At 50.2% G+C, this 14,638-nt stretch carries 16 protein-coding genes, 1 tRNA gene and 1 pseudogene; 14 read left to right on the top strand and 4 right to left on the bottom strand.

Annotated features, from left to right (window positions below):
* Positions 1 to 627 (top strand): peptide chain release factor-like protein (locus ACOTX2_RS14015; RefSeq protein ID WP_421625926.1); only part of this gene is annotated, 627 nt, incomplete at its 5' end.
* Positions 628 to 636: 9 nt separating this feature from the next.
* Positions 637 to 2,154: a lysine--tRNA ligase gene (lysS, locus tag ACOTX2_RS14010; RefSeq protein WP_022649302.1), complete on the top strand. Its 1,518-nt coding sequence runs from the start codon at positions 637 to 639 to the stop codon at positions 2,152 to 2,154.
* A 48-nt stretch (positions 2,155 to 2,202) separates the two neighbouring features.
* Here lysS and idi read toward each other — a convergent pair whose 3' ends face one another.
* The gene (gene idi / locus ACOTX2_RS14005) at positions 2,203 to 2,745 is read right to left on the bottom strand and encodes an isopentenyl-diphosphate Delta-isomerase (protein WP_032676492.1); all 543 of its coding nucleotides are present in this window, start codon (positions 2,743 to 2,745) and stop codon (positions 2,203 to 2,205) included.
* Between the two features lie 163 nt (positions 2,746 to 2,908).
* Between idi and actS the strand changes: the two genes are divergently transcribed.
* From actS to ACOTX2_RS13990, 3 genes are all read left to right on the top strand, one after another.
* Complete coding sequence (actS, locus tag ACOTX2_RS14000) at positions 2,909 to 3,649, top strand: amidase activator ActS (RefSeq protein ID WP_063137624.1); 741 nt, start codon at positions 2,909 to 2,911, stop codon at positions 3,647 to 3,649.
* Positions 3,650 to 3,729: 80 nt separating this feature from the next.
* Positions 3,730 to 3,803, top strand: a tRNA-Gly gene (locus ACOTX2_RS13995).
* 596 nt (positions 3,804 to 4,399) lie between these two features.
* Positions 4,400 to 4,714 (top strand): hypothetical protein, encoded by a 315-nt coding sequence (locus ACOTX2_RS13990; RefSeq protein ID WP_015673660.1) that lies wholly within the window; start codon positions 4,400 to 4,402, stop codon positions 4,712 to 4,714.
* On the opposite strand, the gene ACOTX2_RS13985 is transcribed toward ACOTX2_RS13990, so the two are convergent.
* The gene (locus ACOTX2_RS13985) at positions 4,711 to 5,517 is read right to left on the bottom strand and encodes a DUF4225 domain-containing protein (protein ID WP_063147417.1); all 807 of its coding nucleotides are present in this window, start codon (positions 5,515 to 5,517) and stop codon (positions 4,711 to 4,713) included. The two genes, ACOTX2_RS13990 and ACOTX2_RS13985, sit on opposite strands and share 4 nt — an antisense overlap.
* A 249-nt stretch (positions 5,518 to 5,766) precedes the next feature.
* On the opposite strand from ACOTX2_RS13985, the gene ACOTX2_RS13980 reads away from it, so the two are divergent.
* The 4 genes and pseudogenes from ACOTX2_RS13980 to ACOTX2_RS13965 all read left to right on the top strand — a co-directional run bounded on the left by ACOTX2_RS13980 (position 5,767) and on the right by ACOTX2_RS13965 (position 8,139).
* The gene (locus tag ACOTX2_RS13980; protein WP_058676781.1) at positions 5,767 to 6,174 is read left to right on the top strand and encodes a recombinase family protein; all 408 of its coding nucleotides are present in this window, start codon (positions 5,767 to 5,769) and stop codon (positions 6,172 to 6,174) included.
* A 955-nt stretch (positions 6,175 to 7,129) separates the two neighbouring features.
* Complete coding sequence (locus ACOTX2_RS13975; protein WP_022649281.1) at positions 7,130 to 7,444, top strand: hypothetical protein; 315 nt, start codon at positions 7,130 to 7,132, stop codon at positions 7,442 to 7,444.
* A 169-nt stretch (positions 7,445 to 7,613) separates the two neighbouring features.
* Positions 7,614 to 7,844, top strand: a pseudogene (locus ACOTX2_RS13970) (hypothetical protein); the annotation flags it as partial.
* Positions 7,783 to 8,139, top strand: coding sequence for a putative T6SS immunity periplasmic lipoprotein (locus tag ACOTX2_RS13965; RefSeq protein ID WP_063147418.1), 357 nt, complete (start codon positions 7,783 to 7,785; stop codon positions 8,137 to 8,139). The pseudogene ACOTX2_RS13970 and the gene ACOTX2_RS13965, both read left to right, overlap by 62 nt.
* A 21-nt stretch (positions 8,140 to 8,160) precedes the next feature.
* Here the strand turns inward: ACOTX2_RS13965 and ACOTX2_RS13960 are convergent, their stop codons facing one another.
* Entirely contained in the window at positions 8,161 to 8,805 is a 645-nt protein-coding gene (locus ACOTX2_RS13960; RefSeq protein WP_023298536.1) for a LysE family translocator, read from the bottom strand.
* A 186-nt stretch (positions 8,806 to 8,991) separates the two neighbouring features.
* Between ACOTX2_RS13960 and ACOTX2_RS13955 the strand changes: the two genes are divergently transcribed.
* From ACOTX2_RS13955 to ACOTX2_RS13940, 4 genes are all read left to right on the top strand, one after another.
* Positions 8,992 to 9,135: a hypothetical protein gene (locus ACOTX2_RS13955; RefSeq protein WP_058676772.1), complete on the top strand. Its 144-nt coding sequence runs from the start codon at positions 8,992 to 8,994 to the stop codon at positions 9,133 to 9,135.
* A 212-nt stretch (positions 9,136 to 9,347) separates the two neighbouring features.
* A complete protein-coding gene (locus ACOTX2_RS13950) occupies positions 9,348 to 10,523 on the top strand; it encodes an OmpP1/FadL family transporter (RefSeq protein ID WP_023298534.1) in 1,176 nt (391 codons plus the stop codon).
* A 63-nt stretch (positions 10,524 to 10,586) separates the two neighbouring features.
* A complete protein-coding gene (locus ACOTX2_RS13945) occupies positions 10,587 to 11,216 on the top strand; it encodes a winged helix-turn-helix transcriptional regulator (RefSeq protein WP_022649277.1) in 630 nt (209 codons plus the stop codon).
* Between the two features lie 100 nt (positions 11,217 to 11,316).
* Positions 11,317 to 11,928 (top strand): outer membrane beta-barrel protein, encoded by a 612-nt coding sequence (locus tag ACOTX2_RS13940; protein ID WP_063147419.1) that lies wholly within the window; start codon positions 11,317 to 11,319, stop codon positions 11,926 to 11,928.
* 58 nt (positions 11,929 to 11,986) lie between these two features.
* Here the strand turns inward: ACOTX2_RS13940 and ACOTX2_RS13935 are convergent, their stop codons facing one another.
* The gene (locus ACOTX2_RS13935) at positions 11,987 to 12,385 is read right to left on the bottom strand and encodes a hypothetical protein (protein WP_022649275.1); all 399 of its coding nucleotides are present in this window, start codon (positions 12,383 to 12,385) and stop codon (positions 11,987 to 11,989) included.
* 171 nt (positions 12,386 to 12,556) lie between these two features.
* Here ACOTX2_RS13935 and ACOTX2_RS13930 point away from each other — a divergent pair, with 171 nt between their 5' ends.
* Complete coding sequence (locus ACOTX2_RS13930; RefSeq protein ID WP_421625925.1) at positions 12,557 to 14,539, top strand: alkyl/aryl-sulfatase; 1,983 nt, start codon at positions 12,557 to 12,559, stop codon at positions 14,537 to 14,539.
* Positions 14,540 to 14,638: the final 99 nt, after the last annotated feature.

Raw genomic sequence — 14,638 nt, 5'->3', positions numbered from 1 at the left:
GCGCGCGGTTTCAAAACCGAGATTATCGAAGAGTCCGAAGGTGAAGTGGCGGGTATCAAGTCCGTCACCATTAAGATTATTGGCGATTACGCCTACGGCTGGCTGCGTACTGAAACCGGCGTTCACCGCCTGGTGCGTAAGAGCCCGTTCGATTCCGGTGGCCGTCGCCACACCTCCTTCAGCTCCGCGTTTGTCTACCCGGAAGTGGATGAGGATATCGATATCGACATCAACCCGGCTGACCTGCGTATCGACGTGTACCGCGCATCCGGCGCGGGCGGTCAGCACGTTAACCGTACGGAATCTGCGGTGCGTATTACCCACATTCCAACCGGGCTGGTAACACAGTGCCAGAACGACCGTTCCCAGCATAAGAACAAAGACCAGGCCATGAAGCAGATGAAAGCGAAGCTTTATGAGCTGGAGATGCAGAAGAAAAATGCTGAGAAGCAGGCGATGGAAGACAACAAGTCCGACATCGGCTGGGGCAGCCAGATCCGTTCTTACGTCCTTGATGACTCCCGCATCAAAGACCTGCGTACCGGGGTTGAAACCCGTAACACGCAGGCGGTGCTGGACGGCAGCCTGGATCAATTTATCGAAGCAAGTTTGAAAGCAGGGTTATGAGGAACCAACATGTCTGAACAACAATCACAGGGCGCTGACGCGGTAGTCGATCTTAACAACGAACTGAAAACCCGCCGCGAGAAACTGGCAGCGCTGCGCGAGCAGGGCGTGCCGTTCCCGAACGATTTTCGTCGTGACCACACCTCAGACCAACTGCACGCAGACTTCGACGGTAAAGAGAACGAAGAGCTTGAAGCGCTGAACGTTGAAGTGTCCGTGGCGGGCCGCATGATGACCCGTCGTATCATGGGTAAAGCCTCCTTCGTGACCTTACAGGACGTTGGCGGCCGCATTCAGCTGTATGTCTCTCGTGACGACCTGCCGGAAGGCATCTATAACGAGCAGTTCAAGAAGTGGGACCTGGGCGATATCCTGGGCGCTAAAGGTAAACTGTTCAAAACCAAGACCGGTGAACTGTCTATCCACTGCACCGAGCTGCGTCTGCTGACCAAAGCCCTGCGCCCGCTGCCGGACAAGTTCCACGGTTTGCAGGATCAGGAAGCGCGCTATCGTCAGCGCTACCTGGATCTCATCTCTAATGATGAATCCCGTAAGACCTTCAAAATTCGCTCCCAGATCATGGCCGGTATTCGCCAGTTCATGGTTAACCGCGACTTTATGGAAGTAGAAACCCCGATGATGCAGGTGATCCCAGGCGGTGCCTCTGCCCGTCCGTTCATCACCCATCACAACGCCCTGGACCTGGACATGTACCTGCGTATCGCGCCGGAACTGTACCTGAAGCGTCTGGTGGTCGGTGGTTTCGACCGCGTGTTCGAGATCAACCGTAACTTCCGTAACGAAGGTATTTCCGTACGTCATAACCCAGAGTTCACCATGATGGAACTCTATATGGCGTATGCGGATTACAAAGATCTGATCGAGCTGACCGAATCCCTGTTCCGCACCCTGGCGCAGGATATTCTGGGCACCACGCAGGTCCCTTACGGTGAAGAAGTGTTCGACTTCGGCAAGCCGTTCGAAAAACTGACCATGCGCGAAGCGATCAAGAAATACCGTCCGGAAACCAACATGGCGGATCTGGATAACTTCGATTCTGCTAAGGCTATCGCCGAAAGCATCGGTATTAAGGTTGAGAAGAGCTGGGGTCTGGGCCGTATCGTGACCGAGATCTTCGAAGAAGTGGCCGAAGCGCACCTGATTCAGCCGACCTTCATCACCGAATACCCGGCGGAAGTGTCTCCGCTGGCGCGTCGTAATGACGAGAACCCGGAAATCACTGACCGCTTCGAATTCTTCATCGGTGGCCGCGAAATCGGTAACGGCTTTAGCGAGCTGAACGATGCAGAAGATCAGGCGCAGCGCTTCCAGGATCAGGTTAACGCGAAAGCGGCAGGCGACGACGAAGCGATGTTCTTCGACGAAGACTACGTAACCGCGCTGGAGCACGGCCTGCCGCCGACGGCTGGCCTGGGTATTGGTATCGACCGTATGGTGATGCTGTTCACCAACAGCCACACCATCCGCGACGTGATCCTGTTCCCGGCGATGCGTCCGGTGAAATAAGCCGTTAAGACGTAAAAAAAGCCCCGTGCGTTTATCGCCGGGGCTTTTTTATTGCGCCGCAAAAGCGCTGAGTTTTTCGCGCGCAGTGTTCGCTTCCTGCACCATCCAGGGACTAAATGCCCACGGTGTGGCGTCCAGCGCGCGGAAGAGCGCGTCCAGCTCCACCCACTGATACTCCATCACTTCGTCGCTATTGATTGCGAGGGTATTCGTTACGCGGGCGGCATAGACCGGGCAGATTTCGTTTTCAACGATCCCTGAAGGGTCGGCTTCACGGTAGCGGAACTCCGGGGCAACGGGAGTGATGTCTATGATTTCGGCGCCGACTTCAAAGCGGCAGCGGCGGATAATCGCCTGCTCTGTCGCTTCGTCGGCCTGTGGATGTCCGCAAACGGAGTTGGTCCACACGCCGGGCCAGGCTTTTTTACTTAAGGCGCGCCGGGTAATCAGACATTCTCCGTTAGCGTTAAACAGCCATGAAGAGAAGGCCAGGTGAAGCGGGGTGTGTGACGTGTGCGCGGCGTACTTCTCCTGAGTGCCAATCACCTTTCCCTGGTCATTTACCAAAATAACGTGTTCTTGAATACTCATTGATGCTCCAGTGCCATAATGCTTAATGGTTCAGCACCATCAGCGGAATTATTATACTGCATCCTTATGCGAACGGTTTGGCCCACAGAGCGGAAAAGGGCATGACCCGCATCAGTTTGGGCTGCTATCATAGTGCGCCATTCACGCTGACCGAGGAGCTGTTTTGTTTGCAGGAAGCCTGACGAGAAACCCGATCATTGCCGTTTTCTGCCTGACGCTGACGCTACTTGTAGCAGGATGCTCGGGGAGTAAATCTTCGGATATGGGCAGTTATTCCGGTGCCGTCTATACCGTTAAGCGCGGGGACACGCTCTACCGCATCTCACGTGCCACGGGGACCAGCGTGAAGGAGCTGGCGCGCCTGAATAATATTTCTCCACCCTATACCATTGAGATAGGGCAAAAGCTCAAGGTTAACGGCGGTTCCTCCTCAGGGAATAAGTCCTCAACGCGTAAAACAGCCAAAGTGACGCCATCCTATCAGGTGCCTAAATCATCCTGGCCGCCGGTCGGTCAGCGCTGCTGGATCTGGCCTGCAAGCGGAAAAGTGGTTGCGCCGTACTCGCTCTCGGAAGGGGGCAATAAAGGTATTGATATCGCTGCCGCACGCGGCACGCCGGTTTACGCTTCAGGGGCCGGAAAGGTGGTCTATGTCGGTAACCAGCTTCGTGGATACGGTAACCTGATCATGATTAAGCATGGTGAGGACTACATTACGGCATATGCGCATAACGACACGATGTTGGTGAATAATGGCCAGAACGTGAAGGCGGGGCAGAAGATTGCGACCATGGGCAGTACCGGGACGGATACGGTGAAGCTGCATTTCCAGATCCGCTATAAGGCCACGGCCATCGATCCGCAGCGTTATCTTCCGGCGCAGGGCAGTAAACCGAAGTGCTAAGTGATTATTTAATAGCCACTTAGTGGGGTAAAGGCTTGTATGAAGAGGCGTAAGGTCTATAATGCCTTACGCACCTCAAAGCGGGCGTAGTTCAATGGTAGAACGAGAGCTTCCCAAGCTCTATACGAGGGTTCGATTCCCTTCGCCCGCTCCAGTCTCCTCATAAATCAAGAAGTTATATTTCATCAGTTAGTTACGTTGCTCTGCTTTAGCAGGTACAACTAAAACTACCCACTGTTCTATACCCGTACCTGTCGCGTGATAGGTCTGTGGTACAAGGGAACATATCCTCACGCTGGCGGTGGTTCCAGGTTCTTACCGCGATAGTACAACAACGAACAAAAAGCCGCATACCTGGCATAACTCCCGAACAGATTGAACACACGCATTTAAGCCCGATGTGTGGCCCTATGAGCCACGTAAACAGGTGAATAGTGGTAATGCCCCGGTAGCTACAGATCCGGCTCTGCCAGCGCTTTGCTCACGCTCCGAAAGGTACACGAGCACCCTGATAAGGTGTGATCCCCCTGACAATCTGATTTGGTCACTGGTGACTTTCGCAAAGCGAAACCAACTAGGTTGGCCTGTTGCAGTCGCTATGCTCCGCTTGTTGCTTCTACCACTAACGGGGCTTTATGGCTTCTATTGTCTGAAATCTGATACATTGCACAAACATCATGTGGATTACTGTAAAGTTCATCACTATGATTATGTGTGCCATTGCCAGTTAAGAAATGCGGAGAGGACAATATGGATGTTACTGATGAGGCTTTGTTGAGTTCTGGCTTTACACCATCGGATTTGAAGAAGATAAAGAACAACGTTGAAAGCTATGGTGGAACGTTGGGGAATGCAATCAGGGACCTGGCTAGGCGATTTATTCTTGCCGTGTGGGTTGTATCCGGTTGCCTTGCTGTATTCATTTTTCTTGTGATGTTCGCATCTGAGCAGAGTGTTTTCTCTGGTGCTATTGGCCTTTCTTGTGGCGCAGCGGTTGCAATTTTTATACAACCGCCTGTACTTGCTTATAAATCTTGGCGATTCTGTAGAGCGAACAAATCTTAATTAGTACTGTTATCAGTAGCCAGAAGATCAAAAATGACTTTCGCTTTGACACCATATCCAGCGATTTTCATCGTTAGCTTAGGCTTGCTCATTGTGTCAACTTTTCGGTAGTAATCACGCGGCAGCCAACGGAATAATCGCCAAGCTCCGGGTTTCCTTGCTAAGCCGAAGATACTATAGACACTCGCCCCTAGAGTCACCGTATTATAAAGAGCTAATCCACTTTTTGGGCTAAACCCCATAAATTGCGCGGTCTCCATTGCGCCATCAGCAAAAATTCCTTCCGATTTGGATTGTTCACCATAGCGAAGATGGCTTGCTTCTTTTGTTATACCGTTAATACCATCAACAAATAAAACTGCTCCTGCAAGAACTCCAACAGGGGTCATAGTGGACATCATAACCATCCCACCAAATAATGCTGCTCCAGATACCACTATATGGATTGCCGAAATCACGTATCCGACGATTTTATTGTTTTCCCTGACAAATTCGACCTTCGCGTAAAGCTGTGCGGCTCTGGTTCTTAACAGGCGTTCTTGTTCGTGTAGATTATCCGTTTCGACACGCAGATTTTTGATGCATGCAATGCATTCTTCATCGGTTTTGGCCCGTCGTGCAGTTTCAAATTCTTTATCTACAACCTGTTTTATCTCTTCGACAAACTTGATACGTGTAAGACCATCTTGCAAATAGAATGCTGACAGCCGGTTTGCTGTTTCGACTAGTTTCCGGGCCTCCAGATTCACCATGGTATCTGACCATGTTCTGTTCCAGCCCCTGTTAAGCAACGCAATATCCATTAAAGACTCCTTTCCAAAATGTGTCTGGTCATTTTACGTGCAATAAGGTCGAAGACAACAGGAAATACTTACACAACCCGCCCCCGTAGGTGTCCCGTCTCTTTATCCTCCCAGTTTACATCCTCCTGCTTAAAATATCCCCGGCTCTATTATAGATCCGCTGAGTGGATCGATTAGCCGCCTAATAATTTCACTGGATCTGCATGAAATATCCTGGTGTTATCACTGCGTTACACTACTTTACTTGCGTTGCAATTTGCCTCGCTTTATTACAACAGGCGAAACGCTGTCTTCCTGTGCCTTTGCCGTAACACTGCTGACTTGCTGGCAACGGTTGAGCGGTTAACAGAACGGGGTGTAGTTGTTCAGTTCCACAAAGAGGATTTTAAGACCGGGAAGAACTCTCCAGCAGGTAATATGATGCTGACCGTACTGGCAGCAGTTGCACAGATGGAACGTGAAACGATGCTGGAGCGCCAGCGTGAAGGTTACGAAGCAGCAAAAGCCGCAGGCAGGATCACCGGACGGGGCAAAGGTCGCTCTATTGATCGTGAAGCCATTAAAGCAGAACTCGCAGCAGGTAAAACCATTCGTGCAATCGCAGAAAGCCACAACGTCAGCACCAGAACAGTCATGAACATTAAGGCCGAAGCCTGAACAATTCTAAAACATCCCCACTTTGACCTCGCTCCGGCGGGGTTTTTTATTGCCTGAAATCCACACCAGCGCGAGCACCACCACCAATAGCTCCGTATGCTCCACCAGAAGCTCTACAGCTCGTCATCCCCACACAATTGTAAACTGTCAGACCCATATCACAGCGTCCCGCTGAGAGGCTCTCACAGGCCCAGAAATGGAGGGTTTTTCGTTGTTTTTGTACGAAAATTATTTATCTGTATAGAAGGGCGGATCGGTGATTGTGTTTAGCTGCGCCACAGATGGTAGTTCTGCCTAGGCCGCGCCATTACTGGCTTTGCTGCATGCACCACACTATAACGCCCATAGGTACAGACTTGTGTTTTGTACGTTCAGTGACCACTTCAGCATGATTAACTACGGATTATAGGCTATTTGAGGTGCATTTAATCTATTTTGTTCGCAGGATAGCCAGTGGCAAAGATCATCCACCTAATTTTTACAGAAAACCAGTATAGGATTGCCAATCTTCAGCCAGCGCGGAGAATGGTCGATACTTTCAGATGAAAGCGGGGGGGGATAATCAATACTCGGAGCGGATCAGGTGTCTGGACCGCCTCAGGTGTTGCCGTTGATTGTGCCATTGAAGCATGACGCGGACATATCAAACCATGTCAAAAATTCCGACATAAACCACTGAAGGAAGGTAAGTGGCTTTCCTCTGTCAGAGGGTAGGGAGGTTTTAGCAAAGTTTGTACATGAATCAATACTAAGTGTTAATCAATACAAAGTACTTCTGACTTTCGCAAAGCGAAACCAACCATTGTCGTAATGTCCTTGCATCACCCAAATAATAAGAAAGTGAGATGGAATCTGCCGAAAAGTTTCGGCTGGATTGCTGTAAAGTTCATCATTATGATTGCTTGCATAATCAGCGATTGGAAAAACACTTTTGGGAGATAAGGGACGAGACGATATGAAAGTGACTGATGAGGCTTTGTTACGTTCAGGGTTTACGCAGCCCGAATTGCAGAAGATAAAAAGCAATATTGAAAAATATGGAGGAACGCCTGGAGAGGCCATAAATGACCTCGCTAGACGATTTGTTACCCTGGCGGGAGTGGTGGCTGTGTGTACCTTTACCCTACTGCTACTTTTCGTCTTCAGCTCACCTGATAGAGCAGCTGCATGGGGGCTGGCGATGATCTTTGGGGTTGCCATTATGTCCTTCGCACAGCCGCCGGTAATTTCCTATAAATCCTGGCGTTATCGAAAAAATACAAAGGATTAACGGGTTCCATTTTCTGCTGTTAACAGGTCGAAAATCACTTTTGCTTTAACGCCATAACCGATAATCTTCATTGTTATCTTAAGAGTGCTTATTGTGCTGACATTGCGATAGTAATCGTGTGAAAACCAGCGGAATAATCTCCAGGCTCCAGTTTTCGAGCAAGTCCTACTGGGCTGCTGAATATACCTACAGGCTGGATAAAGAAAAGCTCACTGATTACTCTCTTGAACAGCAAGCCTCTATTTTAGCTGATCACTGGTTACTGCTGGTTTATGGGATTAGTAAGTGGTCTTATTATCAAAGGCCTGGGTGCATGGGGATGTACAGGGGCGTTAAACATGAAATACAAAATGTTGCTGGGTGTTGTGTTCATCTTAACGGGATGCCCTGGGCCTGGTGATCGAATGGTAGATCGTGAATCTTCAACGGCATTAATCAAAGATAATCAAGTTTGTGTGTTGTCACCACTGGAGCCACAGGAACGGATCACTGCTATCCAAATCAACAGTGATAATAGCGACTCTCTTCACAAGATTTTTGATAACAAGCCCGTGTATGTTCAAAAGGGCGGGTGTCTTCCTGTGTTCGGATTTAAGTTTACACCTGGAGAGCGGTATAACTTCGCCTATGACGTCCAATCTGATAAATCAGGATCACATTTAGTCACTGCTGTATTTTCTTATCCCAAAGAATAAGGGGCTGAACGCCCCATATTCTTAACGGCGTGTAAACGCCAACCTGAGCCCTAATCCAATGAATGTTACACCAACAATTCTATCCAGTATTTTCTGCAACCTTCTGTTTTGCGAAACGGTTCCGGCTGCACTACCTGCAAGTACGGCGAACGTTAAATCAGTCATAAAAGCGATCAATGCGTAGGTCATTCCCAGGAGTAGAAAAGAAGCTGTCTGGTGCTCGCTTCCAGGCGCAACGAATTGAGGGAAAAAGGAGATGAAGAATAACAGTACCTTCGGGTTGGTTAAGGTAGTTATGAAACCTTTAGTAAGTAGACTCGTCAGAGTCGCTTTTGCCTTAACGCGTTCAGCTTCGTTGTGATTCGTGGTTTGCTTTGTCAGCGTTCCCCAAATCATCTTACTACCGAGATACACCAGATAAGCCGCACCGAGAGACTTAATGATGGTGAACATCATCGGAGATGCTGTTATCAACGCGGTTAATCCCACAGCGCTTGCAATTGCATGTGTGCAACTACCTAATGCTACGCCAGCGGCAGAGATAATTCCCGCTCGTCTTCCATTAACCACGCTTTGACCTACCACGTAGGCTATATCAGGCCCAGGTGTAACGGAAAGGAGAAATACAGATAGGGCGAAAAGCCCAAAATGAGTTATGTCCAGCATAGCCATCTCCAGAAAAAAATTATGTACCTCCATGCTAACACTGAATTTTTATGCGTAAAGGGTGATTTTATATGCTTTTAATCTGCTTTTGCTAAACAACGAATCACTCATGGCATAACACGCTAAGTTGCACATTTCCTGTACCCTGGATACCCTGAGATTAATCCTAATACCTCAAGGGTGAGTATGGCTAGCGGGAAGAGAAAGAATCAAAAGGAATCGCCTGAAGAAGAGTTAGATCGCCTGCTGGATGAGCTTGAACTCACACCGGAGCAACGGGAGTTTATCGAATCCATGCGAGAGGATAAGGGCGATCCCAGTAGTGAGTAACGCTTGTCTTAAGCCGAACGAGTACAAACGGCATTGTAAGAAATTCCTCACCCGGTGCATGCAGAATCACGGTGCCTTTGTTCCGACTGTCGCTGGAGTGTCATAAATATAATTACGCGCGCGCATAATTTAAAATTAAACCCTCTTTCTTTTTACGTAATCAATCGCCCCTGTTATATCTGTCGGCAAATTTTTTATTTCCCGGATCGCAGATGAAAACACGACTCCTCCTGTGCGCTGGCTTATTAGCTGCCTCCAGCGCCCATGCCAGCGCCCTCTATTTTTATGAAGCTGGCACCGAAGATACCGCGCTTGCCGGAGCAGGGCAGGCGGCTCGTGCGCAGGATGCCTCTACAATTATGACCAACCCGGCTGGCATGACGCGCTTACCGGATCATATGGTCACCGGTGGGTTACAGGTTATGGATGGCTCCATCGACAACCAGCTGGATAACGATGCCCATCAAAGCCCCGGTGATGTGATGAAAACCATCCCGAATGCCAGCGCCTTTTATAGCCAGAAGGTGACCGATAATCTTTATGCCGGGGTCGGGCTTTACGGTAATTACGGCCTGGGGATCGACTACGGCAGCTGGGCGGGCGACAGGCTGATTAAAAAGAGTACCATGGTAGCCATGACGCTCAGCCCCTCGCTGGCCTATAAGCTTAACGACCGTCTTTCGATTGGCGCGTCCGCCAACGTTAACTACGGTTACTTCTCGCTGACTCGCAGCGTTAACGATGATGACTACCGGCGACGCGATGAAGACCTGGCCATGAGCTATCGGCTTGGGCTGCTGATGCAGCTAACTGACCAGACCCGAGCCGGTATTACCTGGAACAGCGAAACGGACTACAGCTTCAATATTGACGGCAACGCGCGTCTACAGAACGGCACCTACGACCTGCCGGTGTCAGCACAAATCAGCGCGCCGCAGCAAATTATGCTCAGCCTTGTGCATGACATTAACCCGCAGTGGTCGGTTATGGGCGATCTCGGCTGGCAGGACTGGAGCCAGTTCGGCGCGCCGCAAATCGTCGTCGGGGACCAGCAGCTTAACAACGTCAGCCGCCTGAAGGACACGTGGCACGGTGCGGTGGGCGTGCAGTATCGTCCAACGCCTCAGTGGCGACTGAATGCCGGTGTGGCGTTCGACAGCTCGCCGTATGAAAGCCAGAGCGATGTGGCCTTAACCTTACCTACCGGCGATGAGTGGCGATTTGGTACGGGAGCCCAGTATCAGATCACCCCGGCCAGCAATATTGGTATTGCCGTGTCGTATCTTCATATGCAGTCGTCGCATGTGAAATCGCCGGTGGCGTTTGCCGGAAGTTACGACCATCCTTATCTTTGGTTTGCCAGCGTCAACTACAGCTATCAGTTTTGATCGGCTAACCGCTTAAAATATATGGTCTATAATGGCAGATACTGAATGTCAGAAGGTTGTACCATGCATATTTTACCGCCTGTTCGACCCGAAAAATCCATCGAACGACTGACCGCTATCCTTGAGCCGATAGCGGAGAAAGTGCACGTTGTTCCACGTAAGCGACTCACCTGGTTACGGAAGGGGAAACAGCAGATGTACCTCTTTCTGGAAGGGGAGCTGTCCCTGCTGCGGACATCGGATGGACTGGTGGTCGTGACCGTTTACGAGCCGCATTTGTTTGGTATTGCTGAGATGATCCAGCCTACGCAAGGCCATTTTCTCCGTGCGGAAAGGGAGTCGACCATTTTACGTCTCGATGCGGACAAGGCGGCCGAGTTATTCCGTGCCGAGGGCGTCTGGGAGGATGTCGCAGCGCTGCTCTCATACCATACGGCCTATTTGATATTCCGTGATGCGCAGGTACTCCAGCAGCGTACCTATTCCGTTATTCGTAACCACCTTCAGGAAATGATTTTGCTCCCGGAGGAGACGCGTTTGCGTACCACGATACTGGAATATATTCAGGATCGTACGCTGCTTTCTCGCAGTAGTATACTCAATGTATTATCCGCCCTTAAACAGGGAGAATATATCTCCTTTAAGCGCGGTGGGTATTTGCTTGAAGTCAGACACTTACCTGAATCATTCTAGGGGAAGTTTAAAATTAAACAGAAATGGAATTAACGAGGCTGTTAATTTTCTATATCGTTTGCTTTCTAAGTTTTATCTTTATTAAGTAAACGGTATATTTATGAAAAAGACATTTATCGCTTTGATTATGGTTAATGCGTTTAACGCCACTTCCGCGTTCGCCGCCGCTGATGCGGGCACCTGGTATGGCGGAGCGAAATTCGGCTGGTCACACTATTTTGATACCAATATGGGTTCAAAAGCGTTTGATAACAATAATTCCGACCACTTCGATTTTGACCATGATAATGTCGGTGGGGGTGTTTATACGGGTTACCAGATTACCCCATGGCTTGCGGTAGAAGGCGGTTATGATTATTTAGGCAACATGCAGATCAAGGGTCAGCATGGCGCAGGGGCGCAAATGAAGACGCAGGGTCTGCAAATGTCCCTGAAGGCCAGCTATGCCTTGACCAATGACTGGGATATCTACGGCCGTGCCGGTGCGATGGGCTATCGCGCTGAATCCGATGTAAGTGGTCACAATCGTTTTGAAACCGGTGTGCGCCCGCTTGCAGCTGTGGGTACTGAATACGCCTTCAATAAAAACTGGGCTGGCCGCCTGGAATATCAGTGGGTAAGCAATGTGGGTAATGCAAACCAGATCGGTGTGAGCAGCGACCTGAGTTCCGTCACCGCAGGGCTTAGCTATCGCTTTGGTCAGTACGACTGATGCATGTGATATGGCGATTAAGAAAAACCCGGCTGCTATGTTGCCGGGTTTTTTGTTATCAGCTGGCGAATAACGGTTCAAGCATAATATGAATATTTTGCAGGCCCGTGACATTATTGTCTTTCAGGTATTGCTGATTAACCATATCTAACTGTTCCAGTTTGGTCAGCGAGGCGTAAACGCGTTGAACAGCGCTGTCCGCAACAAAAATTTCTTTTGCGGTAGTGTCCTGAAGATACTGTGATTTTACGCTGCGCGTTAAGTTATCGATCTGCTGTTTATTTTCCTGATAAAGAGACGCGATATGAGATATCTGTGCCTGCGGCGGTTTTTCCCCCGGTAATACCAGCGGAATTTGCAGATGATTAATCTTTTCAACGTTGTCTGGTGGTGGAGAGCTACATGCTGTTAATGTGCTCAGACTTAATATAGCGAAAAAGAACGGCAGGCTCTTCATCGAATCACTCCGGGGAAATAATTGGACTCAGCATTATCCCTGAAGGCCGCAGCGACGAAAGAATAAACTTATTTATTTATAAACGTTATTTCCATAGGTAAAAGAAAAGCCCGGTGATAGCCTCCTTTCCCCCCATGTACCGCCAGCGTGAATATGACGCCTCGAGGATGTATGAAATTTAAAACTCTCGTTAGTGCGATGGCCGTTGCTGGTCTGCTATTGGCCTCGTTGATCTCATTGCCTGTCCTGGCACAAAAGGAGGTGAAGGAAGCCACTGCCCATACGAAACAAATGAATGATGCACTGTATGGTCAACTGCCCTTCTTTGATAAAACCGATTTCCGAAATGCGCATAAAGGCTTTATTGCCCCGCTGCCACCTGCGGTGATTAAAGGTGAAAAAGGCGCCGTTATCTGGAATCCCCAGAAATACGCTTTTATCAAAGAAGGGCAAAAAGCGCCGGATACCGTCAACCCGAGCCTGTGGCGTCAGGCGCAGCTGAATAATATCGGCGGTCTGTTTGAAGTCACGGAAGGCGTCTACCAGATCCGCAACCTCGATCTGTCGAATATGACAATCATAGAGGGCAAAGAGGGGATCACGGTTATCGATCCGCTGGTGTCTGCGGAAACGGCTAAAGCGGGCATGGATCTTTACGTTAAGCATCGCGGCAAACGTCCGGTTGTTGCCGTTATTTATACCCATAGCCACGTCGATCATTATGGCGGCGTGCGTGGCGTAATTGATGAATCCGGGGTAATGTCCGGCAAAGTGAAAGTCTATGCGCCAGCCGGTTTTATGGAAGAGGCGGTATCGGAAAATATCATGGCCGGAAACGCCATGAGCCGCCGTGCCAGCTATATCCACGGAAACCTGCTGAAGCCCGGTGTGAAGGGGCAGGTGGGGGCAGGTCTGGGGACTACCACCTCAGCCGGAACGGTCACGCTCATCGCGCCCACTCACTCTATTACCGAAGAGGAGCAGAAAGAGGTCATTGACGGTCTCACCTATGACTTTATGCTGACGCCGGAATCGGAAGCACCGTCTGAAATGCTCTGGTATGTGGAAGAGAAAAAGCTGATCGAAGCAGCAGAGAACGTCACTCACACCCTGCACAATACCTACTCGCTGCGCGGGGCGAAAATACACGATCCGCTGGCATGGTCAAAGTACATCAATAACGCCATCGATCGTTGGGGTGATAAAGCGGAAATCATTATCGCTCAGCACCACTGGCCCACGTGGGGTAACAAAAAAGTGGTGAAGCTGATGAAAAGCCAGCGTGATATCTACCGCTATATCAACGACCAGACGCTCAGACTGGCGAATAAGGGGCTGACGAGGGATGAAATAGCCGCTAATTTCGCCCTGCCTTACGGGCTGGCTAAATCCTGGGCAGGCCGTGGCTATTACGGCTCGGTAAGCAACAACGTCAAAGCCACCTATGTCTACTATCTTGGCTGGTTCGACGGCAATCCGGCGACGCTCGATGAACTGCCTCCGGTCGAGGCGGCGAAAAAGTATGTCGATTACATGGGCGGAGCCCGCGCAATCCTTGAAAAAGCCCGTGTCGATTATGCCCGGGGGAATTATCGCTGGGTGGCTCAGGTGGTCAGTAAAGTCGTTTTTGCCGATCCGAATAATAAGGCGGCGCGCGAACTGGAAGCCGATGCGTTTGAACAGCTGGGATACCATGCGGAGTCAGGGCCGTGGCGTAACGCCTACCTCACCGGTGCGCAAGAGTTGCGTAACGGCGTGAAGATAAAGCCGACGCCCAAAACCGCCAGCCCGGATGCGGTCCGTGCCATGTCGACTGAGATGATTTTTGACTACTTCGGCGTTCACCTTAACGGCGTCAGAGCGGCGAATGCCAGAGGCGTTTTTAACGTTGATTTAGGCCGCGAGGGCGGCAGGTATAAGCTGGAGCTGGAGAATGGCGTGCTAAACCACAGTGCCAATATCCAGGCAGAAGATCCGGATGCAACCATTACGCTCAGCCGCGAAACGCTGAACAAAATCATCCTTAAGGAGACCACGCTGAAAAAGGCGCAACAGGCAGGAGAGGTGACGATCGTCGGCAACGCCGCGAAGGTAGACGAAATGCTGCGCTGCATGGAGAGCTTCAGTTTCTGGTTTCCTGTCGTCACCCCTTAAATGTAAGAAAGGCTGCTTTCGCAGCCCTTTAGCATTCGCCTGCAACAATTTGCCGGGTGGCGGCTTCGCCTTACCCGGCCTACACTCTGCGCTGCTTGA

The sequence above is a fragment of the Enterobacter cloacae complex sp. IR5412 genome (assembly GCF_049237385.1).
GTDB classification, from domain to species: domain Bacteria; phylum Pseudomonadota; class Gammaproteobacteria; order Enterobacterales; family Enterobacteriaceae; genus Enterobacter; species Enterobacter intestinihominis.
Note: the sequence above shows the minus strand (reverse complement) of the source record. Positions and strands in the feature narration are given on the sequence as shown.

What these genes read in the sequence shown, in the direction of transcription:
- ACOTX2_RS13945 (WP_022649277.1), top strand. Translation starts at nt 10,587, where the DNA reads ATGCATATTTTACCGCCTGTTCGACCCGAAAAATCCATCGAACGACTG.
- ACOTX2_RS13950 (WP_023298534.1), top strand. Translation starts at nt 9,348, where the DNA reads ATGAAAACACGACTCCTCCTGTGCGCTGGCTTATTAGCTGCCTCCAGC.
- ACOTX2_RS13990 (WP_015673660.1), top strand. Translation starts at nt 4,400, where the DNA reads ATGGATGTTACTGATGAGGCTTTGTTGAGTTCTGGCTTTACACCATCG.
- ACOTX2_RS13940 (WP_063147419.1), top strand. Translation starts at nt 11,317, where the DNA reads ATGAAAAAGACATTTATCGCTTTGATTATGGTTAATGCGTTTAACGCC.
- ACOTX2_RS13935 (WP_022649275.1), bottom strand. Translation starts at nt 12,385, where the DNA reads ATGAAGAGCCTGCCGTTCTTTTTCGCTATATTAAGTCTGAGCACATTA.
- ACOTX2_RS13985 (WP_063147417.1), bottom strand. Translation starts at nt 5,517, where the DNA reads ATGGATATTGCGTTGCTTAACAGGGGCTGGAACAGAACATGGTCAGAT.
- idi (WP_032676492.1), bottom strand. Translation starts at nt 2,745, where the DNA reads ATGAGTATTCAAGAACACGTTATTTTGGTAAATGACCAGGGAAAGGTG.
- ACOTX2_RS13955 (WP_058676772.1), top strand. Translation starts at nt 8,992, where the DNA reads ATGGCTAGCGGGAAGAGAAAGAATCAAAAGGAATCGCCTGAAGAAGAG.
- ACOTX2_RS13965 (WP_063147418.1), top strand. Translation starts at nt 7,783, where the DNA reads ATGAAATACAAAATGTTGCTGGGTGTTGTGTTCATCTTAACGGGATGC.
- ACOTX2_RS13930 (WP_421625925.1), top strand. Translation starts at nt 12,557, where the DNA reads ATGAAATTTAAAACTCTCGTTAGTGCGATGGCCGTTGCTGGTCTGCTA.
- ACOTX2_RS13960 (WP_023298536.1), bottom strand. Translation starts at nt 8,805, where the DNA reads ATGCTGGACATAACTCATTTTGGGCTTTTCGCCCTATCTGTATTTCTC.
- lysS (WP_022649302.1), top strand. Translation starts at nt 637, where the DNA reads ATGTCTGAACAACAATCACAGGGCGCTGACGCGGTAGTCGATCTTAAC.
- ACOTX2_RS13975 (WP_022649281.1), top strand. Translation starts at nt 7,130, where the DNA reads ATGAAAGTGACTGATGAGGCTTTGTTACGTTCAGGGTTTACGCAGCCC.